Annotated in this window: 17 protein-coding genes; 12 read left to right on the top strand and 5 right to left on the bottom strand. The window is 69.1% G+C overall.

All coding sequences use genetic code 11. From position 1 onward, the window contains the following. Nucleotides 1-13: 13 nt before the first annotated feature. From ABD401_RS00565 to ABD401_RS00555, 3 genes are all read right to left on the bottom strand, one after another. Nucleotides 14-1,525 carry a fatty acyl-CoA synthetase gene (locus ABD401_RS00565; protein WP_344600466.1) on the bottom strand — a complete coding sequence of 504 codons (1,512 nt, stop codon included), beginning with the start codon at nt 1,523-1,525 and terminating at the stop codon, nt 14-16. 27 nt (nt 1,526-1,552) lie between these two features. After that, complete coding sequence (locus ABD401_RS00560) at nt 1,553-2,986, bottom strand: MFS transporter (protein ID WP_344600464.1); 1,434 nt, start codon at nt 2,984-2,986, stop codon at nt 1,553-1,555. A 74-nt stretch (nt 2,987-3,060) separates the two neighbouring features. Beyond that, nucleotides 3,061-4,692 carry a hypothetical protein gene (locus ABD401_RS00555; RefSeq protein ID WP_344600462.1) on the bottom strand — a complete coding sequence of 544 codons (1,632 nt, stop codon included), beginning with the start codon at nt 4,690-4,692 and terminating at the stop codon, nt 3,061-3,063. A 175-nt stretch (nt 4,693-4,867) separates the two neighbouring features. Between ABD401_RS00555 and ABD401_RS00550 the strand changes: the two genes are divergently transcribed. Together ABD401_RS00550 and ABD401_RS00545 are read left to right on the top strand one after the other, a co-directional pair. Then, the gene (locus ABD401_RS00550; protein ID WP_344600460.1) at nt 4,868-6,052 is read left to right on the top strand and encodes an MGH1-like glycoside hydrolase domain-containing protein; all 1,185 of its coding nucleotides are present in this window, start codon (nt 4,868-4,870) and stop codon (nt 6,050-6,052) included. 46 nt (nt 6,053-6,098) lie between these two features. Beyond that, a complete protein-coding gene (locus ABD401_RS00545; protein ID WP_344600489.1) occupies nt 6,099-7,181 on the top strand; it encodes a phosphotriesterase family protein in 1,083 nt (360 codons plus the stop codon). Here the strand turns inward: ABD401_RS00545 and ABD401_RS00540 are convergent. After that, nucleotides 7,142-8,098: a flavin reductase gene (locus tag ABD401_RS00540; RefSeq protein ID WP_344600458.1), complete on the bottom strand. Its 957-nt coding sequence runs from the start codon at nt 8,096-8,098 to the stop codon at nt 7,142-7,144. The genes ABD401_RS00545 and ABD401_RS00540 overlap by 40 nt on opposite strands. Nucleotides 8,099-8,755: 657 nt before the next feature. On the opposite strand from ABD401_RS00540, the gene ABD401_RS00535 reads away from it, so the two are divergent. Next, the gene (locus ABD401_RS00535) at nt 8,756-10,129 is read left to right on the top strand and encodes an ammonium transporter (RefSeq protein ID WP_344600456.1); all 1,374 of its coding nucleotides are present in this window, start codon (nt 8,756-8,758) and stop codon (nt 10,127-10,129) included. Between the two features lie 132 nt (nt 10,130-10,261). Here ABD401_RS00535 and ABD401_RS00530 read toward each other — a convergent pair whose 3' ends face one another. Next, nucleotides 10,262-11,227: a nucleoside hydrolase gene (locus ABD401_RS00530; protein WP_344600454.1), complete on the bottom strand. Its 966-nt coding sequence runs from the start codon at nt 11,225-11,227 to the stop codon at nt 10,262-10,264. Nucleotides 11,228-11,552: 325 nt separating this feature from the next. Between ABD401_RS00530 and ABD401_RS00525 the strand changes: the two genes are divergently transcribed. The 9 genes from ABD401_RS00525 to ABD401_RS00485 all read left to right on the top strand — a co-directional run bounded on the left by ABD401_RS00525 (nt 11,553) and on the right by ABD401_RS00485 (nt 20,392). Next, entirely contained in the window at nt 11,553-12,344 is a 792-nt protein-coding gene (locus ABD401_RS00525; RefSeq protein WP_344600452.1) for a glutamine amidotransferase, read from the top strand. 36 nt (nt 12,345-12,380) lie between these two features. Next, nucleotides 12,381-13,373, top strand: a complete 993-nt coding sequence (locus ABD401_RS00520) for a PfkB family carbohydrate kinase (RefSeq protein ID WP_344600450.1) — start codon at nt 12,381-12,383, stop codon at nt 13,371-13,373. Continuing rightward, nucleotides 13,370-13,780, top strand: a complete 411-nt coding sequence (locus tag ABD401_RS00515) for a nuclear transport factor 2 family protein (RefSeq protein WP_344600448.1) — start codon at nt 13,370-13,372, stop codon at nt 13,778-13,780. Before ABD401_RS00520 ends, ABD401_RS00515 begins: the two co-directional genes overlap by 4 nt. A gap of 367 nt (nt 13,781-14,147) precedes the next feature. Beyond that, a complete protein-coding gene (locus tag ABD401_RS00510; RefSeq protein WP_344600447.1) occupies nt 14,148-15,239 on the top strand; it encodes an LLM class flavin-dependent oxidoreductase in 1,092 nt (363 codons plus the stop codon). 19 nt (nt 15,240-15,258) lie between these two features. After that, a complete protein-coding gene (locus ABD401_RS00505) occupies nt 15,259-15,651 on the top strand; it encodes an NIPSNAP family protein (protein WP_344600446.1) in 393 nt (130 codons plus the stop codon). A 50-nt stretch (nt 15,652-15,701) separates the two neighbouring features. After that, nucleotides 15,702-17,147, top strand: a complete 1,446-nt coding sequence (locus tag ABD401_RS00500; RefSeq protein ID WP_344600444.1) for a nicotinate phosphoribosyltransferase — start codon at nt 15,702-15,704, stop codon at nt 17,145-17,147. Between the two features lie 8 nt (nt 17,148-17,155). Next, nucleotides 17,156-18,637, top strand: a complete 1,482-nt coding sequence (locus ABD401_RS00495; RefSeq protein ID WP_344600442.1) for an aldehyde dehydrogenase — start codon at nt 17,156-17,158, stop codon at nt 18,635-18,637. A gap of 28 nt (nt 18,638-18,665) precedes the next feature. Beyond that, nucleotides 18,666-19,370 (top strand): HAD family hydrolase, encoded by a 705-nt coding sequence (locus ABD401_RS00490; protein ID WP_344600440.1) that lies wholly within the window; start codon nt 18,666-18,668, stop codon nt 19,368-19,370. Between the two features lie 26 nt (nt 19,371-19,396). Continuing rightward, nucleotides 19,397-20,392 carry a LacI family DNA-binding transcriptional regulator gene (locus tag ABD401_RS00485; RefSeq protein ID WP_344600438.1) on the top strand — a complete coding sequence of 332 codons (996 nt, stop codon included), beginning with the start codon at nt 19,397-19,399 and terminating at the stop codon, nt 20,390-20,392. Nucleotides 20,393-20,462: the final 70 nt, after the last annotated feature.

The following is a 20,462-nucleotide window of genomic DNA, read 5'->3' as shown; positions in this document are numbered from 1 at the left end:
GCCGTGGGGCGGATCAGGCGAGCTGGTCCCGGAGGACGCGCTTGAGGAGCTTGCCCGAGGCGTTGCGGGGGAGGTCGTCGACGAAGTGGACCGACTTCGGGACCTTGTACTTCGCGAGGTTCGCCTTCGCGTGGGCGATCAGGTCGTCCGCGGTGACGGTGGCGTCGGGCTTGCGGACGACGACGGCCGTGACGGCCTCGATCCACTTCTCGTCGGGGGTGCCGATCACGGCGACCTGGGCGACGTCGGGGTGGGTGTAGAGGCAGTCCTCGACCTCGCGGGAGGCGACGAGCACGCCGCCGGTGTTGATGACGTCCTTGATGCGGTCGACGACGGTGATGTACCCCTCCTCGTCGATGCGGACGAGGTCGCCGGAGTGGAACCAGCCGCCCTCGAAGGCCTCGGCGGTCTCCTCGGGCTTGTCCCAGTACCCGAGGCACAGCTGCGGGGAGCGGTAGACGACCTCGCCGACGCCCCCGGGCTCGACGTCGTTGCCGTTGGCGTCGATGACGCGCATGTCGACGAACAGCACCGGACGCCCGCAGGAGTCGGGCCGGTCGGCGTGCTCCTCGGGACGGAGCACCGTGGCGAGCGGGCCGATCTCGGTCTGGCCGAAGCAGTTGTACCAACCGAGGTCGGGCAGCTGCTGCGCGATGCGCTCGCGCACCGGGCCGGGCATGATCGAGGCCCCGTAGTAGGCCTTCTGAAGACTCGTCAGATCACGCTGGGGGAAGTCCGGGTGCTGCGAGAGCGGCACCCACACGGTGGGTGCGAGGAAGAGCGAGGTCACTTTCTTCGACTCGACCAGCTCGAGGATCTTCGGGATGTCCGGCGTCTCCAGCAGGTACGAGCGCGTCCCCATCGCGAGCGCCGGCAGCATGAACACGTGCATCTGGGCCGTGTGGTACAGCGGCATCGCCTGGACGAGGACGTCGCCGGGCTGAATGTCCAGCGCGGTGATCACCGACGCGTAGTGGTGGACGTAGGCGCGGTGGGTCATCATCGCGCCCTTGGGGCGTGAGGTCGTCCCCGACGTGTAGAGCAGCTGCGCGAGGTCGGTGTCGGCGACCTCGACGTCGATGTCCGGCACGGCCCCGTCGCGGACGAGCTCGAGCAGGCAGCCGTCGGAGTCGCGGAGCAGCAGGTGGTCGGGTGCGCCGTCGAGCTTGCCGAGGTTCGGTGCGAGCTTCGGGTCGGTCAGGACGAACGAGGCGCCGGACTGCTGAAGCAGGTAGCCGAGCTCGTCGCCGGTCAGTGCGTAGTTGATCGGGACGTGCACCAGGCCCGCGCGGCAGCAGGCGAGGAAGGCGATCAGGTAGGAGTCGGAGTTCTGCCCGTACGCGGCAATCCGGTCACCCTTGGCGAAACCTCGCTTGAGCAGCAGGTCCGCGGCGCGGCTGACGGCGTCGTCGAGGTCGCGGTAGGTCCACGTCCGGTCCTCGAACACCAGGGCGACCGCGCCCGGCGAACGCAGCGCACTGCGCCGCAGGATGTCGTCGATGGTGCTGGAGCGGGGGTCGCGCATGAGGGCCTCCTTCTCGGCCCTTCGAGCTTATTTCGCTTCGCCGTTCCGGGCGCGGGGACGGCAGGCGAGGACCGCGGCGGCGCCGAGGAAGGTCAGCGCCGTCGTCACGAGCACGACGACGTTCCAGCCGTCCATGATCGCGTCGGCGCCGTCGCCCTGGGCCGCGACGATCGTGGCGACGATCGAGACCCCGACCGACGACCCGACGTAGCGCGCGGTGTTGTTCGCGCCGCTCCCGAGCGACCCCCGGCCGTGGGGGACGGCGGTGACGGCCTCCCGGCCGAGGGCGGAGTTCGCGATGCCGGACCCGATGCCCGCGAGCGCGAGCCCGGCGACCATCAGCCACGGGTTCGTGCCGGCGTCGACGCCGTAGAGCGAGATCATCCCGACGCCGGTCACGACCAGGCCACCGGCCAGGTGCGCGCGGCCGGAGTACGCCGCGAAGTGCCGCGGCACCAGCAGGGCCGTCGCGATGCTCGCGGCCGCCCACACCGCGATCAGCGCTGCCCCGACGATCGGCTCGTCGCCCATGCCCCGCTGGGACATCGTGCACAGGTACGACAGCAGGGAGATGACGCCGAGACCGGTCGTCACCGCGGCCGTAGTCACCGCCTGGAAGCGCGGGTTGCGGAACAACCCCATCGGCAGCATCGGGGCCCGCTGCCGGATCTCGACGAGGACGAACAGGGCCAGCAGCACCAGGCCGCCGCCGATCAGCAGCAGCGTCGGGGGGTCGCCCCAGCCGCTGCGGCCGCGGACCAGTCCGCCGATCAGCGCACCCACGCCGAGGCCGAGCAGCGCCATCCCGGGCAGGTCGATCGGCTTGTGCTCCTCGGCCTTGGACTCGACGAGCAGCGGCCCGGCCGCCACCGCGAGCACCAGCGCCAGGACGCCGCTGAACGCGAACGCCGCGTGCCAGCCGATGGTGGAGTCGAAGGTCGCGCCGAGCAGCGGCCCGGACCCGATCCCGGCGCCGAGCGCCGCGCCCCAGATGCCGCTGGCGCGGGCCCGCTGCGGGCCCTCGGGGAAGGCGTGCGCGATCAGTCCGAGGCTGCAGGCCATGATCGCGGACCCCCCGGCGCCCTGGGCCAGGGCACCCGCGAGGTAGACCCCCGGGTTCGGGGCGAACGCGCACACCGCGCTCGCGACGGCCAGCACGTACGCGCCGCCGATCAGGACCCGCTTGCGCCCGTAGTCGTCGCCGAGGGCGCCGGCCGAGATCAGCGTGGTCGCCATGCCGAGGCTGACGGCGGCGAGCAGCCACGTCTGCGTCCCCGTGCCCGCGTCCAGGCCGGCGGCGATCGAGGGCATGATCCCGAGCGGGACGGTGTAGACGACGAGCGCGAGGAACGTCCCCGCCACCGCGACCGCGAGCGTGCGGCGTTGCTCGACCTCCCGCGGCACCGCCACCGGTGCCGCGAGCACGCGCTCCACCGCCGTCGTCACGTTCGCGCTCCCCATCGCCCGCACCATGCCCGACCGTGCGGTCGGTCATTCCCGGAAAGCATGACTCGAGTTGTGGGGGGCGCTGCAGGTCAGTTGCAGTCGGTGCGGTCGTCCCCGGTCGGGAGCGCAAGCTTGGAGACGAGCGTGTAGGTGCCCGGTGAGGTGACGTCGACGCTGGTCCAGGGCCCGCGCTCGCGGACGCAGCCGGTCTCGCCGCCGGCCCCGGTCAGCGCCAGCAGCGGTGACCAGCGGATCTGCAGGTGGACCGGCCCGGCCTGCGGGGCGACGAAGGTGATCTCGGAGGCGTCCAGCTCGACGAGCTGCGCCCCGCGGACCAGCGGCGCGGCGTCGGTGACCTGGAACAGCTGCCAGGAGGCGTTGCTCCAGACCGGAGTCAGGTACGGCAGACCGGAACGGACGAGATCCGCCTCGGCCTGCGCGGCGTAGTCGAGCGAGCCCTCGCTCGGCAGCGCGACCCAGCGGACCGCGAGCTCGTGCAGCCATGTGCGATACGAGTCGGCGGTCAGCGTGCCGTCGTAGAAGAGCGGGTTGGCGGCGCGGTCGGCCTGGCGGTCCCAGCCGCGCGCGATCGGCACCGTCGGCGCGACGTACGCCGCCGACCAGTGCGACGCCGGGTCGATGATCTCGAGCCGCTGTCCGAGCGCGGCGGGCCCGGCGGCGCGGGCCTGGCGGCCGAGCTCCTCCACGAGCGGCGCGTAGTACGCGGGGCTCGCGGCCGGGCTGCTGGCCTTGGCGAGTTCGAGGGAGAGGTCGACGGTCGGCCAGAGCAGGGCCCCGACGGTCAGCAGCGCGACCCCGGTGCGGCGCAGCGCCACACGACCCACGGCGATCGTCCCGGTCGCGACGACGACCGGACCCGCCGTCAGCCAGACCAGGCGCATCATGTTCGTCCCGACCGCGGTCGGGACCACCGCGAACGCGACGACGGCGAGGCCGAACAGCAGCGCGCCCACGCGAACGGCGCGGTCCTGACAGGCGACGAGCACGCCGGCGATCGCGCACAGTGCCATCGCCACGTGCCACCACGGGAAGGCCATCGGTCCGCTGTTGCGGAAGACCAGGGCGAGGGTCAGGGCGACGCCGACCAGTGCGGCCGAGACGCCGACGGCGGCACGGCGCCGTGAGGTGTCGACGATCGCGACCGTGACCGCGATCAGCCCGAGCCACAGGCCCGCGAGCGGGCTGAGCAGGCAGGCCGCGACGCCGGCGGCGCCGGCCCACCAGGCGCGGCGACGGCGCAGCAGCGCGGCCGCGATGACCGCCGCGGCGAAGCCGAGCGCGAACGTGACGCGCCCGCCGAGCACGTTGAGCAGGACGCCGACCCCGAAGACGGCCGACGCGGCGCGGGGCCGCCGGGTGCCCTCGAAGAGGACCGGTGCAGCGGCGCAGGCGGCGACGCCGGCGAGTGCGGCGGAGAGCCCGACGCCGATCTTCGCCATGACGAACGGGCTGAAGACCGAGTAGCTCGGCTGGACGACGCCACCGAACCAGCCGGTCCACCAGAGATAGGCCCCGTCCTTCGCGGCCTCGGCCCGCGCGGTCTGCGCGGCGAGGTCGGGGACGTTGGGCGGGTCGAGCAGGTACAGCCCGAACAGACCGGCCGCGAGCAGCACGAAGCCGGCTCGCCAGGCGGTCTCGTCCCGGCCGGGGGCGCTGGGGGAGACGCCGGCGAGCTGGACGGGCGTCCGAGCAGCTGTCACCTGTGTCCCGTCCTCGCACCGGGCGCCGGTCGCGGGACCGGCGCATCTCCTGTCGGCCAGCTACCCTGCGCCCGGCAAATCTATCGACTGCGGACGCGTGCGCGGCCGTCCCGGGGGAAGGTCACATGGCTCGCGAGCGAGTTCCCGCCCACAGCCGGGGATCAGGTGACCTGCAGTGACCGCTGGGACGCAAGCGGCCGATGAGGCCGCGGCCCGAGCCGGGGCCGAGCGTCTGCTGGTGGCGCACTGGGACGAGCAGCGCGGGCACACCTACCCCCACCGCAAGACCTATCCGCACCAGTGGCTCTGGGACTCGTGCTTCGCCGCCGTGGCCTGGGTCGCGATCGACCGGCCCGACCGCGGTCTCCGCGAGCTGACCAACGCCCTGTCCGGCCAGCTCGGTGACGGCTTCGTCCCGCACATGCGTTACGCGGGCCCGAGCAAGGGCCGGGGCCCGCGCACCGACGTCTCCTCCTTCACGCAGCCGCCGATCTTCGCCCACACCGCGCGGGTGCTGACCGCGCACGTCGAGGTGCCGGCGGAGGTGCTGGCGCGGGTGGAGCGAGGTCTGGCGTGGCTGTGGGAGAAGCGTCGTACCCCGGACGGGCTGATCCTCCTCACCCACCCGTGGGAGTCCGGCGCCGACGACTCACCGCGCTGGGACAGCTGGGCCGCCGCGTTCCTCCACGCCTCCGACTGGAGCCGCCTGAAGTGGCGGCGCTGGCGCTGGTCGGCGCTCGACCGGCACCTCGTCGAACAGGCTGAGTTCGACGCGGAGGGTGTTTCGATCGGCTCCAAGTCGTTCCTCTGCGCCCCGGCCGCGTTCAACGCGATCTGCGCCCACGCCGCCGCGGAGTACGCCGCCGTCAGCGGCGACGCCGCCTGGGCGGCGCGATCGGCGGAGCTCGCTGAACTGATGGATGATCAGATGTGGAACGAGGAGACGGGTCTCTGGTCGGACGTCGCCGTCGTGGGAGGCGGTCCGAGCGTGCACGTCCCGACCCTCGACGGCGTCCTCGGAGCGCTGGTGACGGCCGACGAGGCGAAAGCCCGGCGCGCGCTGGACCAGCTGGCGGACGACCGTCGTTTCGCCGCCCCCTACGGGCTGAACTTCGTCGCCCGCGAGGCCCGCAGCTACCACCCCGACCAGTACTGGCGCGGCAGCGCCTGGATGCAGATGAACTACCTCGCTCGCCTCGCCGCCCTCCGGTGGGACCGCACCGACCTCGTCACCTCGATCCGGGAGATGTCGATCCGCGGCGCCCTCCGCAGCGGCTACGCCGAGCACTGGAACCCCCAGACCGGCAAGGGCCGCGGCGCGATCCCCCTCACCTGGTCCGCCCTCGTCGCCGCGATGTAGCCACGGCGATGTGGCGGAGACTGTGGTGCGCGAGGAGGTGCGCGAGATGGTGGGTGACCCCGTCGAGGTGAACACCGTGCTCGGTCCGGTGCCGGTGGACGAGCTCGGCATGACGCTCATGCACGAGCACCTGATCTGCGACTGGACCGGCCCGCTCGCGACGCCGGAGGATCCGGCCGAGCGGGCGTTCTTCGGCCGACGGGTCGACGCCTCGATCCACTGGCTGCTGACCGAGAACCCGGGCTGCTGTCTCGACAACGCCCGCCTGGACGACCCGAGCGCCGTCGTGGACGAGTTACGTCTGTTCGCGGAAGCGGGCGGTCGAACCGTCGTGGACTGCACGAACGCCGACATCGGCCGGGACCCGCTCGCGCTGCAGGAGATCGCGAGGGCCGCCGGCCTGAACATCGTGATGGGCTCAGGGTGGTACGTGCACCGGTACCACGACCCGGGAACCGCCTCCGCTGCACCGGACGAGCTCTGCGAGCGCCTGCTGGCCGAGTTCGTCGACGGTGTCGACGGCACCGGGGTCCGGCCCGGAATCATCGGCGAGATCGGCGTTTCTCCCGAGTTCACCGACGCTGAGAAGACCCGCCTGCGTGCCGCCGCGCGTGCGCAGCGGGAGGTGGGCGTCCCGCTGCTGATCCATCTGCCGGGGTGGCAGCGGCGAGCTTTCGAGGTGCTCGACGTCGTGCTCGGTGAGGAGGGTCTCGACCCCCGGGCCGTCGTCCTGTGCCACATGGATCCCTCCGGCGAGGACACCGCTTATCAACGGGACGTGGCCGCCCTGGGGGTGTGGCTCGAGTTCGACATGATCGGGATGCCGAACTACTTCCCCGGGGAGGGGCAGTCGCCGGGGCCCGGTCAGACCGCGGCGGCCATCGCGCGGTTGGTCGACGCGGGCCACGCCTCGCAACTCCTGCTCAGTCACGACGTCGCGCTCAAGAGCCTGTGGACTCGCAACGGAGGGAACGGTATGGGCTACGTGCCCCGACTGTTCCTTCCCCGACTCGAACGGCACGGGGTGCCGGCTGCGGTCACCGCCGAGCTGTTGACCGTGAATCCCCGCCGCCTGTTCGGCGACGCAGGTCAGTCCGCCCGCAGTTCCTCCAGCATCGCGCCGTCGTAGAACCGGCCGGCCTGGTAGACCATCGGTGCGAGTTCGGAGACCTCGGCGTACGTCACGCGTGCGATGAAGACGGTGTGCGTCTTCGCCTGGAAGCGCTCCTTGATCTCCGTCTCGATCGCGCCGGCGGATCCGTCGATGAGCGGGCTGCCGGCCGGCGCCCCGTGCCAGGCGACGCCGGCGAACTTGTCCTGGACCTTGGACGAGAACCGCTCGACGACATGGCGCTGCGTGTTGGCCAGGATGTTGATGCCCAGGTGCCGTGACTCGAACAGCGCCGGGTGGGTCCAGGACGACTTCTGCACGCACACCAGGACCAACGGGGGATCCAGGGACACTGAGGTGTAGGCGTTGGCGGCCAGGCCGCGGGGCCGGCCGTCGGCGGCCCTGGTCGTCACCACGGTCACCCCGGTCACGAACTTCCGGTTGAACTCCTTCAGTGACTCCGCGTCAGGAACGCTCAACCGCTCCGGTGCGCCGGTCCCGGCCGGTCCGATCTCGAAGGCGGAGTGGAGCGTCGGTACTCCGACGTCGGTCAGCAGATCACGGAGATCCCAGGAGACCCGTTCGCGGGCCACGCGGCCGTCACGAAGCAGTCCCTGCACCGAACCACGGGTCTGCACCCTGGTGCCCGTGGCGGGCACGTCGCGCAGGGGGTTGGTGAAGGTCCCGGTCGAGGACCAGAAGACGGCGAAGTCGTCCCCCTCGACGAAGATCTTGTCGACCGTGGTGCGCAGATCGGGAAATGCGGCCCGCACCTCGAGCACTTCCGACTTGAGTTCAGTCACGCCGTTCAGGCCGGGGGATCCGGCCTTTTCCTGGAGATAGTCGGCGTGCACGATCTCGTCGAGAGCGGCGACCTCACCGCGGTTCCACGCGGCGTCCCAGGCTGCACACACGAGCTGTTTGAAGTCGGTCATCGCGTTCCGGCTCCCATCGACGTCGTGACCAAGGAGCTGCTCCGGCGGGGTGGGGGAGCCGGTCGTCGCACCGTACGGCGGCCAGGGGCTCCCGAACAAGCGTTTTTATCGTTTCGACCCCGGGTCGCGCCGTGATTTCCGCTGAACGAGGGGGTTCGGGGGCAAATCCGATCGAATCGTCTCGAGACTGCGCTCAGCTCGGCGCTTACGCGGCGCAGCGCGCGGTCGGCTTTCGGTAGCGAAGTAGAAACGTTCCATCATGACGAATTTCTTGTTGCGCTTCCGTTTCTCGCTCGACGGCTCGTGACCTGGATATGTCTCTGACCTGCAGAAACAGGCGCGGCCTTGCCGTTGAGGCACGGAGGCGCGCCGGGTGCGGCCTGGACAAATCTTCGCGCAACTCTTGACCCGATACGAGCCAGTACAGAAACCTTCCTACTCGTCGCTGGCCAACAGGCCACGGACCGGCTTCGACACCACCGCGTGCAGCCGGGTGGTAAGCCGTCCGGACCTCTGTGGAGGCCCCGGCGAGAAGGCAAAGGAGGAGCGGCGATGAGCCTCGTGTTGTCACAAGTGCTGACCGTCGATAGCCCGCCCCCGGCCACTGGGGGGCCCCCTTATTCGAGCCAGGTATCGCTCTTTTTCTTCAACCTGAACGTGTTCTACGCCTTGGCCACCGTCTGCCTGCTTTTCGTCGTGGGCGCGGTGGGCTTGATCGACGCCGGTCTCGTTCGGCGCAAGAACCTGATGGACACGTGGATCCAGAAACTCGTGGCGTCAATGCTGGCCGCGATCGGTATCACGATCGTCGGCTATGCCATCTGGATTTGGCAGTACTACTCGGCCTTCGGCGTCCCCGACCCGCTGAAGACCGCCCTGGACGACTGGACGCCGTTCGGCCCGGCGCTGACGGAGTACTCGCAGAACCTCGACCCCGCCCACTACATCGAGGCGGACGTCTTCCAGGTCTTCGTGGCGTTCTTCATGGCGTACGTCGCCGTGGGTGGCGCACTGCTCCACTCGGCCGGTCTGGAGCGGGTGAAGGCCGTCCCGATGTACGTCATCGCGTTCGTCTTCGGTGCCCTGGTCTGCCCGTTCGTGCTCTACCTGACCTGGGGTTCGGTGGGTCCGCTCTCGAACAAGGGCGCACACGACTACATCGGTCAGTTCGCGCTCTACATCGTGGTCGGTGTCTGGGCGTTGATCCTCGCCTGGCGTGCCGGCCCGCGTATCGGCGCCTTCGACAAGGACCCCCGCACCGTGGGGCCGGTTCCGCACAACGTGGGTTGGACCGCAGTCGGCGTCGCGATCCTGATGTTCGCGGCTCCGTTCGCGTTCCTCGGATGCGGGTTCTTCGTTCCCGACGTCGGTTACTTCGGCATCTCGCTGAGCAACAGCGGTTTCGGCATCGTGGTCATCAACGTCTTCGCCGCGTACGTCGGTGGAGTCCTGGCCGGCGCCCTGATCTCGTACCGGACGCGTAACCCGATCTTCGTGCTGATCGGTATCCCGGCCGGGTACATCTCCACCGGTACGGCTCTGGACATCGGCCGGCCGTGGGAGATTCTGGTCCTCGCGTTCATCGGTATGTTCGTCGTCTACGGCACGTACCAACTGCTGTACAAGCTGAAGATCGACGACAAGAAGATCGTTCCGCTGGCCCTGGGTGGCGGCTCGTTCGGCGCTCTCGCAGGAGGAATTGTCGGCTCCGGCGACAAGACCGGCGGCTTCTTCGGCATCACGGAGGGCAAGTACGCCTTCCAGCACGCCGAGATCAGCATCGGTATGCAGGCGCTCGCGCTCGTCGTCACGATCGCCATCGCGGGGATCAGCGGCCTGATCCTCATCGTCGGTCTGGAGAAGACGATCGGTCTGCGCGTGAGCGAGGAGGACGAGCTCCGTGGCCTCGACGAGGCCTACTGGGGCACGCCGCCGCCGCCGTACGTCGACGAGATCCTGCTCGAATCCGACGTGGCTCCGACGTCCGGATCGCACCGCGCGGGACGTCGAGCACCGGAGACGGTCTCGTAAGGAACCTCCTGAAGGAGTGTCACCTTCCCACTGTGGCGGTCAGCGCCTGCTGGCCGCCACAGCTGTGTGACGGAAGGTCACAGAACCGTCCTGGCTCCGGACTGCGGTGGACCCTCCGTCCGGAGCCAGGACTCAGAGCTTGGACAGGCGGCTGAGAACCACGTCGCGGAAGCGGTCCCGGTCCAGGTGGGTGGCGACGGCGCGCTCGGGCAGAGCGCCGGCGTTGTCGACCGGCCGGCTGCTGCCGGAGCGGAAGGTGCAGCGGGTGTGGCCCCGGCGTTCGCCGCGAGCGGTGTCGACCTCCACGGTGGCGGGCTGAGTTTTGATCACGGCGTCGTCCAGAAGGGCGGCGACCACCACCACGTCGTGCAGTGGCCAGCCGTCGTCCCGGATGTCCCCGTAGCCGTGGACCATCTGGGTGAGAGCGAGTCCGATCGGAGTGGTGAGGTGGTCGAGGTCGGCGGGCGAGACCGCGGCGAGCAGCGTGATGTCCAGGCCGATCATGGAAATCTCGACGCGGGGTTCGGACAGCACCCGCTGGGCGGCTTCGGGATCGGCCCACACGTTGAACTCGGCCACGGGGGTCACGTTGCCGACGCCGTTGCCGCTTCCTCCCATCATGTAGACGCGGTCGATCGCGTCCAGGTGCTCCGGGTAGCGGTCGAAGAGCAGGGCCAGGTTGGTCAGCGGGGCCAGCGCGACGACCGTGATGCTGTGTGGTGCGGCCTCGGCGAGGATGCCGGCCATGGCCTCGACGGCGTGCGGCCCGTCGTTCGGGGGCGTGAAGTCGGGGACGGGCAGGCCGCCCAACCCGCTGGCGCCGTGAATCTGGCGGACGAACTCGCGGTTCGCGATCAACTCGGGCAGCAGACCGCCCAAGGGTTCCTCGGCGCCGACCGCCACCGGGATGGCCGACCGCTCCAGCATGGAGAGCAGGGTGTGCGCGTTGCGAGTGGAGGTGTCCAGGTCGGCGTTGCCGACCACGGTCGTCAGGGCGAGCACCTCGAGCTCGGGGCTGGCCACGGCGAGGGCGATCGCCCACGCGTCGTCCACCCCTGGGTCGGTGTCGATGATGATGCGGCGAGGCGGGGGTGGCACGATTCCTCCGTATCCGCGTCCAAGAGCGATGAGCCACTTGAAGCGATTCGACTTCTGCGCGTAATACTAGAGGACGGTTTTCCGGCTCCCCCGGGCGCTGGAACCCAAACTAAGCATAATTCGGGGAGTTTTCACCGGAACCGCCGGCGGGCCGTGGCCAAATCGAATCGGTTCTAGTATAGTCCGGCCATGGCTCGCGAGACGGTACCGGTCGTCGGGTGATCCCCGGCGGGCCAGGACGTCGGCGTACCCCGGGCACGGGTCGGGTCCACATTCTTTCGACTGCCGTGACAACGGCTGATGACCTCGGATCAGAAGGCGCGTGATGACTACTAACAAGAGCGGGTTGCGGGCGCTGGTAGTCGGCGAGTCCTGGATCAAGCACACGATCCACATGAAGGGCTTCGACCACTTTCAGAACACCGAGTACGAGGAAGGTGCGGGAGTCTTTCTCCACTGCCTGGAGCGCTCCGGCATCGATGTCACCTACATCCGGGGCCACGAGGTGTCCGGTCGGTTCCCGACGGCTGCCGCCGAACTGGCCCAGTTCGACGTGGTGGTCATCAGCGACATTGGTGCGAACTCGTTCCTGCTGTGTGACGAGACCTTCCTCCATTCCCAGCTCACGGTGAACCGCCTCGAACTGCTGGCCGACTACGTCGAGCAGGGCGGGGGCCTGGTCATGGTCGGGGGGTACCTGAGCTTCTCGGGCATCGAGGGGCGCGCCCGATACGGCCGGTCCCCGTTGGCCCGCGTCCTGCCGGTCGAGATGTTCGACCGCGACGACCGCGTCGAACTGCCCGAGGGGTTTCAGGCCCAGGTCGATCTCCCGGAGCACCCGGCTCTCGGGGGAACGCCGCCGCAGTGGCCGACACTGCTCGGCTACAACCAGTTCGTGGCGAAGCCCGAGGCCACCGTGGTTGCGAGCCGGGGCGACGACCCCATCCTCGTCACCGGGTCCTACGGCGCCGGCAACACGGTCGCGTTCGCGTCGGACCTGGCACCGCACTGGGCCCCTCCGCAGTTCATGAACTGGGAGCACTACCCGCGACTGTGGGAAGCGATCCTCACCTGGGCCGCCGCGGGGCGTTCCGGGCGCGGGTCGACCACCTCGTAAGCGGACTGAACTGTGGCGCCGGCGCCGGGAGGTGACGTGGCAGAGGTCAGCGAGTCTGGCGGTCGGGTCGTCGTCGTGGGGGCGATCAACACCGACATCGTCATCAACGCGCCGCGACTACCGGGTCGTGGTGAGACGGTTGTCGGCGACTCGGTGCAGCGCTTCGGAGGGGGCAAGGGCGCCAACGCGGCGGTTGCTGCAGCGCGGGCCGGTGCTGACGTCCGGTTGATCGGTGCGGTCGGGAAGGACGCCGACGGGGCTCACGCGCTACAAGATCTGACGAGTGATCAGGTCAACGTTGAGGCGGTCAGCCAGTTGGACGGTGTCGCCACGGGTGCGGCGCTGATCGTCGTGGACGCCGACGGCGACAACCAGATCGCCGTGGGTGCCGGCGCCAACGGGCACGTCTGTGCCGAGACCGTGGCGGGTGTACTCGAATCCCTGTTGCCGGTCGCCGGTTGTGTGCTGGTCTCCACGGAGATCCACGGGCCGGCGGCGGCTGCTGCCGTTCGCCGGAGCGTCGACGCGGGGGTCGGCTGTATCCTCAACCCCGCCCCGGTCATCCCAGAGATTCTCGATCTCCGTGGTCCGCACCTGATTCTCACGCCCAACCGGTACGAAGCCATCGACTTCGCAGCCCGGATCACCGGCGAGGCGCAGTCCGATGTGTCCGAGGCCGCGGTCGCGCGGGCGGGTGCGGCGCTGACCGCGCACACCGGCGGCGCGGTCGTGATCACGTTGGGCGGCGACGGGGTTCTGGTGTGCCGCGGCGCGGAGCAGACGAAGGTGCCGGCGCTGCCCGCCACGGTCCGCGACACCACGGGTGCCGGCGACACGTTCAACGGCGTTCTGGCTGCGCGCCTGGCGGCGGGCGACGACCTCCGCACCGCCGTCGTCGCAGCTGTCACTGCTGCCTCGATCTCGGTCGCCTCGGCGGGGGCACGAACCGGGATGCCCACGTGGCGGCAGATCCAGGAGGTCGCCCGGGATCGGGCGGCCGAACTTCTTTCGAGCGGAGTGAATCCATGAGCGCTGTGTCGCAGACGTACGAAGAGGCGAAGGCTGCCCGCAGCCGACTGATCGACCAGTTCCGCAGCGCCTGGGAAGCCGCTGACCTCGACGGGCTGATGGCGCTCATGACGGAGGACGCCGTGTTCCGCGCAGCGATCGGGCCGGAGCCGGGCCAGACCTTCCAGGGGGCGGCCGAGGTCGAACGAGGGTTCCGCTTCTACCTGGCGAAGGCGCCGGGGGGAAACTCCACCACCGAGACGGCGGTGGACCTCATCTCCCCGGACTTCGCCGTGACGAGGTGGCGCACGCGAACCGTCGGCGCCGACGGAACCGTGATCGAGACGGCCTCGTGCGACATCTTCGAGTTCGAAGGGCCGCTGATCCGGTTCAAGGACACCTACCGCAAGGTGAACGCGACGCCCTGACCTGCTGCTGCGGTGCGGTGGATCGGACGCGATGGCCGGTCCACCGCCGGCTCGCCGTGGGCGCAGTCTGCCTCGTCACTGCGTTACGAGGCAGAAATATAGAAAGCATTCGAAGATGCCGTCTGCGGGGCGTTTCCTGCGCCTTTGTAGCTCAGGAGTTTCCTGGAAGCGCAACTATTGACGGCCAACTAGAATCGATACTACCGTCCGGAGAACCCGCAAGGGGGCGTTCAACGCCACCAGGCGTCTCACGAGTTGCGCGCTCGGCTCCGTGAGCCATCGGGGGGCGGCATCACCCGGTGCCAGGCCGCTCGGTCCCCGGCAGTCCCGTACGCACGATCCGGAAATTCTGTTCGAGGAGTCAGGTATGGCGCTCAAGTTCTGGGTGACGACCCCGTTCTTCTACCCCGACATGTCCCGCCCGTGGGCGGAAGTCCTGGACGGCATGATCAAGATCGTCGATGCCGCCGAGGAGCTCGGCTTCGAGGGCATCACGATCAACGAGAACCAGTTCCAGAACTACACGTGCAACCCCTCGGCGATGATGTTCGCGACCGTGGCCGCGCAGCGCACCAAGCGGCTGCGGATCAAGCCGGGCGTCGTCGTCCTGCCGGCCTACAACCCGCTGCTCGTCGCCTCGCAGATGGCGCTGCTGGATCACCTGGCGCCGGGGCGGACGGGCATCGGCGTCGCGCGTGGCGGCAGCCGCTACCAACTGGACCGGCTCGGCGTGAAGCCCGAGGACCAGCGGCCGATGTACGAGGAGTCGCTGGAGATCATCCGGCGGCTGTTGACCGAGGACGAGGTCGAGCACCAGGGGAAGTACTACTCGTTCCCCCGGACGACGTTGGTCCCGAAGCCGATTACGAAGCCGCACCCCGAGCTGTGGATCGCGTCGCAGAGCGCGGCCGGCGTCCGCAAGGTCGCTCAGACCGGCCTGAACCTCGTCACCGCGCCGAACTTCGGAAGTTTCGAGCCGCACGGCGACCTGGAAGTACTGCTCGCTGCCTACGACGACGAGCTCAAGAAGACGGGGCAGCCCCGTGGACAGGTGATGGTGCTCCGCCACACCTCCGTCGGGCGCACCGAGGAAGAGGCACTGGAGTACTTCGACGACCTCGTCAACGAGTACAACCACTACATGGCGCTCGTGAAGGGTGAGGGCACCACCGAGACCCGCGAGGCACGGCTCACCACTCGCGGTGCGGGCTCGAGCCGTGACTACGTGACCAAGGGCTGCATGCGGCCGGAGGAGTACAGCTTCTCCACCGAGGGCCTGTGGGAGAAGTACGACGACCCGGTCTTCACCACGCCTGACCGCATGATCGAGCGGTTCAAGACCTACGAGGAGATGGGCGTCGACCACATCGCCTGCCTCATCGCCGTGGGGCAGCCAATCGAGGCCGTCATCAAGAACATGGAGCTGATGGCCGAAGCGGTACTGCCGGCCTTCCGCTGACGACACCAGCACTGCACCGGTGTGCGTTCGGAGCACACCTTCGACGGCACGGGAGGCGACAGCATTGATTTCCGAGATTCGCGAGTACGTGGCCATGCCAGGGCGGCTGCCGGACGTCATCGCCTTCTTCCACGAGGACGTCATTCCGCTCTTCCACAAGCACGGCATGGAGTTCACGCAGATGGGCGTCACCACGATCGGTGACAACTCCTTCGGCGAGTTCGTCTACACGATGCGGTTCGCCGACCTGGCCGAGATGGAGCAGAAGTGGGGTGCTTTCGTCGCCGACCCCGGCTTCGGCTCGGCGCTGGCGGCGCGTGAGGCGAAAGGCCCGCTGTACCGGGCCATTCGCCGCCGGGTCATCGACAGCGGCCAGTTCGACCACCTCCTCGGTGACCTCACATCAGATTGATTAGTTGAGAGCGTGCCGGCACCTCTGTCGAACCTGAAAGGGAACGGGTAATGCGGTTCAGTCACAACCTGATCGGTAACCAGGACAACTACAAGCACTGCCATTACCCGCTGTACCCGCCGGGAACGGAGTACATCTCCAGCTACATCGAGTCGCGCGGCGGCCCGTTCCCGGCCACCCAGTTCTTCGGGCTGCAGGCGTTCATCCGCGAGTACCTGATGAACCCGATCACGCTCGAGGACATCGACGAGGCCGAGTTCGTGCTGCGGGAGCAGGGCATGCACTTCAACCGGGCGAACTGGCTCGGGATCCTCGAGGACCACGGGGGGTTCCTGCCCGTCGAGATCGAGGCGGTTCCGGAGGGGCTCGTCATCCCGGCGCGGAACGTGCTGGTGCAGATCATCAACACCGACCCGAAGTACTACTGGGCGACCTCGTTCTTCGAGACCGCGCTCCTCCGGTCGGTGTGGTACCCGTCCACGATCGGCACCGTCAGCTGGATGTGCAAGCAGATCCTCAACGAGGCGCTGGCGCGAACCTCGGACGCACCCGAGGGCTACGTGCGCGGCATGTTCGCCGACTACGGAGCGCGTGGTGTCTCCTCGCTGGAGTCGGCCGCCCTCGGTGGCATGGCGCACCTGGTGAACTTCCACCAGGGTGGGACCGTCACCGCGCAGCTGGCGGCCAAGCACTTCTACAACGCGATCGACACGGTCCTCATGTCGGGCCCGAACTCCGAGCACGCCGGCTTCATGGCCTGGGGCAAGGAGAACGAGGCCGCGGCCATCAAGAACATGCTGGACGTCTTCGAGTCGGCGGGCTTCGCCCTGGTTCTCACGGACACGTACGACCACGAGAACTGCGTCAAGAACATCATCGGTCGAGAGCTGAAGAGCCAGATCGAGAGCTTCCCGGGCCTGGTCGGCATCCGGCCGGACTCCGGCGACCTCGTTCAGGTCACCTCTGACACCACGGAGTGGTTGCTCGACATCTTCGGCGGTGAGACCAACTCGAAGGGCTACCGGATCCTGCCCCCGTTCATCCGCGTGGTCCAGGGTGACGGCATGACGTTGGAGACCCTGCCGCAGGCACTGGCCGAGTTGGAGCGTCGCGGTCTGGCCGCCGACAACGTGGTGTTCGCGATGGGTGGCGGTCTCCTGCAGCGCTGGAACCGCGACACGATGAACTTCGGTCAGAAGGCCAGCGCGGTCTGCGTCGACGGGACCTGGCGTGACATCGCGAAGTCGCCGGTGGGCTCGCCCTTCAAGAAGTCCAAGGGTGGCCGGCTCGCCCTGCAGCGTCGCGACGGCGAGTACGTCACCGTCCCGAAGGGCTCGATCCCCGAGTCGGAGAATGTTCTCGAGCCGGTGTACCGCAACGGCAAGCTCCTGCGGATGCACCACTTCGAGGAGGTCCGGGCCAACGCCGAGGTTCCGGTCCCGCGGTCCTACTACGAGGAGTTCGCGGTCAAGGTGCACGCCGAGAAGGCGGGGTAGGAGAGCGTATGAGGGTCCCGCTGGCGCACCCGGACAAGTTCTTCATCGACGGGGCATGGGTCGATCCGTCCACCTCGGACACCATTCAGGTGATCGAGGCGGCGACGGAACAGCCCTTCTACACCGTTGCCGAGGCGCGGGAGACCGATGTCTCCCGCGCCGTCGGGGCGGCCCGTGCCGCGTTCGACGAGGGTCCGTGGCCGCAGATGTCCCACGCGGAGCGTGCGGAGTATCTGCGGGCCATCGCCGCCGCCGTCGACGAGCGTGTCGACGACATGGTGGAGATCTGGCCGCGCGAGTCGGGCATCATCTCGGCCGTCGTGAAGCCGGTGATGACGGAGATTCCGGCGGCCTTCACCTACTACGCCGACCTCGCCGACCGGTTCGCCTTCGAGGAGGCGGTCACCCCGACGGGTTCGGTCGGAACCACCGGGGCGATCGTCGCCGAACCGGTCGGCGTCGTCGGGGCGATCATTCCGTGGAACGCCCCGATGACGTTGATCGCCTTCAAGCTCGCGCCGGCGCTGCTGGCCGGGTGCACGGTGGTCCTCAAGGGGTCGCCGGAGGCGCCGGGGGCTCCGTACGTGATCGCGGAGATCGCCGAGCAGGTCGGCCTCCCGAAGGGCGTGGTCAACGTGATCACCGCCGACCGGGAGGCCTCCGAGGCGCTGGTGCGCGATCACCGGGTCGACAAGATCGCCTTCACGGGCTCGACGGCTGTCGGGCGGCGGATTGCCGCGCTGATGGCCGACCGGATCGGGCGCTACACGCTCGAGCTGGGGGGCAAGTCCCCGGCGATCGTCCTCGACGACATCGATCTCGCCGAGGCGGCGGACGCCCTCGTCGGGGGCACCTGTTTCCTGTCCGGCCAGATCTGTGCGTCGTTGACCCGGGTGATCGTCTCCTCCGGCCGGCACGACGAGATGGTCGAGCTGCTCGCCGAGCGGTTCTCCCGGGTGAAGGTCGGTGACCCCTTCGACCCGAGCGTTCAGATGGGGCCGCTGGCCACCGCGACGCATCGGGACCGGGTCGAGAGCTACATCGCTCTCGGGCGGAGCGAGGGCGCGACGCTGGCGGCCGGCGGCGGCCGGCCGAACGGGCTCGACCGAGGCTGGTTCGTCGAGCCGACGTTGTTCGGCAACGTCGACAACTCCTGGCGGATCGCCCAGGAGGAGATCTTCGGGCCGGTGCTGTGCGTGATCCCCGCCCGGGACGAGCAGGACGCGGTGCGGATCGCCAACGACTCCATTTACGGGCTGAACGCGTCGGTGTTCACTCACGACACCGACCGCGCCCGAGCGATCGGCCGCAAGCTGCGCGCGGGAACGGTCGGGCAGAACGGGAACCGGGCCGATTTCGGCGTCGGGTTCGGCGGTTTCAAGCAGTCCGGATTCGGCCGCGAGGGTGGTGTCGCGGGACTGTACCCGTACCTGGAGAACAAGACGATGATCCTCAACCAGTCACCGAACACGTCCCCTGACCTGCGTTAGGATTCGAGCTCATGCCAAGGGGCCTCCCATGACGGAAGATTCGGCTCGGGGACTCCACGTCTTCGATCTGGACGGGACGTTGCTCCGCAGCGCCGCCACGTTGGAGATCGCCCGCCACCTGGGGCGGGACGAGGTCGGACGGGACATCGAGGAGCGCTGGCTCGCCGGGAAGATCACCGCCACCGCGTTCTGGGAGACCCTGCTCGAGATCTGCAACGCGGCGAGCGAGGCCGACCTCGAGGCGGCGTTCCTCTCCGGTCCGTGGATGGCGGGCATCGCGGAGACCTTCGCCGACATCCGCTCCCGGGGCGAGCGCGTCATCGTGATCTCCCAGTCGCCGCTGTTCTTCGTCCGTGGCCTCGAGCGCTGGGGCGCGCACGAGACATATGGTTCTGCCGTGGAGATCGGCCGACCCGTGACGGACACCGCGACCCTGCTGCCCGAGGCCAAGGTCGAGATTGCCCAGGAGGCGCTCGCCCGCTGGAATCTGACCCCGCGGGAGTGCGTGGCCTACGGCGACTCCACGAGCGACGTGAACCTCTTCGAGTGGTTGCCGAACACGGTCGCGGTCAACGCCAGTCCGGTGCTGGAGGGTCTGGCGGCGGCGCGGTACGTGGGGACGGACATCCGCGAGGCGTACGCCGTCGGACGGCAGTTGCTGAGCAACGCAGGCGCGGGGGGCCGGGGCGGGCAGGAGGGCGCGCAGGTGCCCAGTGGGAACCGGTCGACGTGACCCAGCAGAAGCGCCGACGTCCCACGATGAAGGAGGTCGCCGAGCACGCCCAGGTGTCGTTGAGCACGGTGAGCTACGTGATCAACAACTCCGGGCCGGTGGCCCCGGAACGCCGCAAGCGGGTGCTCGACGCCGTCCGGGCGCTGGAGTACTCACCCAACGAGTCGGCGCGCAACCTCAAACGGCGAAGCCCGTCCACGGTTGGTCTGGTGGTTCCTCAGTTGACCAACCAGTTCTTTGCGCTGGTCGCCGAAGGCGTGGAGAAAGCGGCGTCGGAACGGGACGTCCTGGTGGTTCTCGTCGTGCCGGACGCGGAGCTGCCGGAGGACAAGCAGGCGCAGCTGCTCCGCCGACAGCGCGTTGACGGCGTCATCTACCTGTCGGGAACCGGCTCGATCCCCGCTGCGATCTACGAGATCGCGCGGTACGGCCCGGTGGTGCTGGTCGACGAGGAGATCCCGGGCTCAGGACTGCCGGCGATCGTCTCGGAGTCCCGCAAAGGGGCTCGGGAGGTCGCCGCCCACGTCCTGGAGCAGGGGCACCGACAGATCGCAGTGCTCAGCGGACCGCTCGCGCTGTGGACGGCGCGGCAGCGCCTGGCCGGCTATCGCGAGGCGTTCGCGGGAGCGGGGCTGGACCCGGACTCGGTGCCGGTGCACGAGGGCGACTATGACGAGGCGTCAGGGCGCCAGCTGGCGGCCGAGGTACTTGCCGCCGATCCGCGGCCCACGGCGTTGATCTGTGCCAACGATCTGCTGGCGATCGGTGCGATGGAGTACTGCCGCGAGGCGAAGCTCCGAGTGCCGGAGGACGTGAGCGTCGTCGGGTTCGACGACCTGCCGCTCTCCGCCTACCTCACGCCACGGCTGACGACGGTGCGCCAGCCGGCGCACGACATGGGGTACCGGGCCGCCTCCGCGCTGTTCGACCTGCTGGAGGGCGGCGAGGGGGGCAGGATCGATGAGCTGCCCGTGACTGTGCAGATCAGAGAGTCGGTCAGTCCGCCGCCCGGCTCGGCATAAGGCTTACGCGCCCCACCCCGCAACGGTGTGGCCGATCGAGTGGACTGGTGGGTCCGTCAACTCCCACCGA

Origin of the sequence: Sporichthya brevicatena (assembly GCF_039525035.1) — a bacterium.
GTDB lineage: Bacteria > Actinomycetota > Actinomycetes > Sporichthyales > Sporichthyaceae > Sporichthya > Sporichthya brevicatena.
The sequence above is the reverse complement of the archived record's forward strand: the minus strand, read 5'-3'. Positions and strand labels throughout refer to the sequence as shown.

Excerpts from the sequence above, each read along its gene's own strand:
- ABD401_RS00565 (WP_344600466.1), bottom strand. The coding sequence starts at position 1,525 with ATGCGCGACCCCCGCTCCAGCACCATCGACGACATCCTGCGGCGCAGT.
- ABD401_RS00560 (WP_344600464.1), bottom strand. The coding sequence starts at position 2,986 with ATGGGGAGCGCGAACGTGACGACGGCGGTGGAGCGCGTGCTCGCGGCA.
- ABD401_RS00545 (WP_344600489.1), top strand. The coding sequence starts at position 6,099 with ATGGTGGGTGACCCCGTCGAGGTGAACACCGTGCTCGGTCCGGTGCCG.
- ABD401_RS00540 (WP_344600458.1), bottom strand. The coding sequence starts at position 8,098 with ATGACCGACTTCAAACAGCTCGTGTGTGCAGCCTGGGACGCCGCGTGG.
- ABD401_RS00525 (WP_344600452.1), top strand. The coding sequence starts at position 11,553 with ATGACTACTAACAAGAGCGGGTTGCGGGCGCTGGTAGTCGGCGAGTCC.
- ABD401_RS00515 (WP_344600448.1), top strand. The coding sequence starts at position 13,370 with ATGAGCGCTGTGTCGCAGACGTACGAAGAGGCGAAGGCTGCCCGCAGC.
- ABD401_RS00510 (WP_344600447.1), top strand. The coding sequence starts at position 14,148 with ATGGCGCTCAAGTTCTGGGTGACGACCCCGTTCTTCTACCCCGACATG.
- ABD401_RS00500 (WP_344600444.1), top strand. The coding sequence starts at position 15,702 with ATGCGGTTCAGTCACAACCTGATCGGTAACCAGGACAACTACAAGCAC.
- ABD401_RS00495 (WP_344600442.1), top strand. The coding sequence starts at position 17,156 with ATGAGGGTCCCGCTGGCGCACCCGGACAAGTTCTTCATCGACGGGGCA.
- ABD401_RS00490 (WP_344600440.1), top strand. The coding sequence starts at position 18,666 with ATGACGGAAGATTCGGCTCGGGGACTCCACGTCTTCGATCTGGACGGG.
- ABD401_RS00485 (WP_344600438.1), top strand. The coding sequence starts at position 19,397 with ATGAAGGAGGTCGCCGAGCACGCCCAGGTGTCGTTGAGCACGGTGAGC.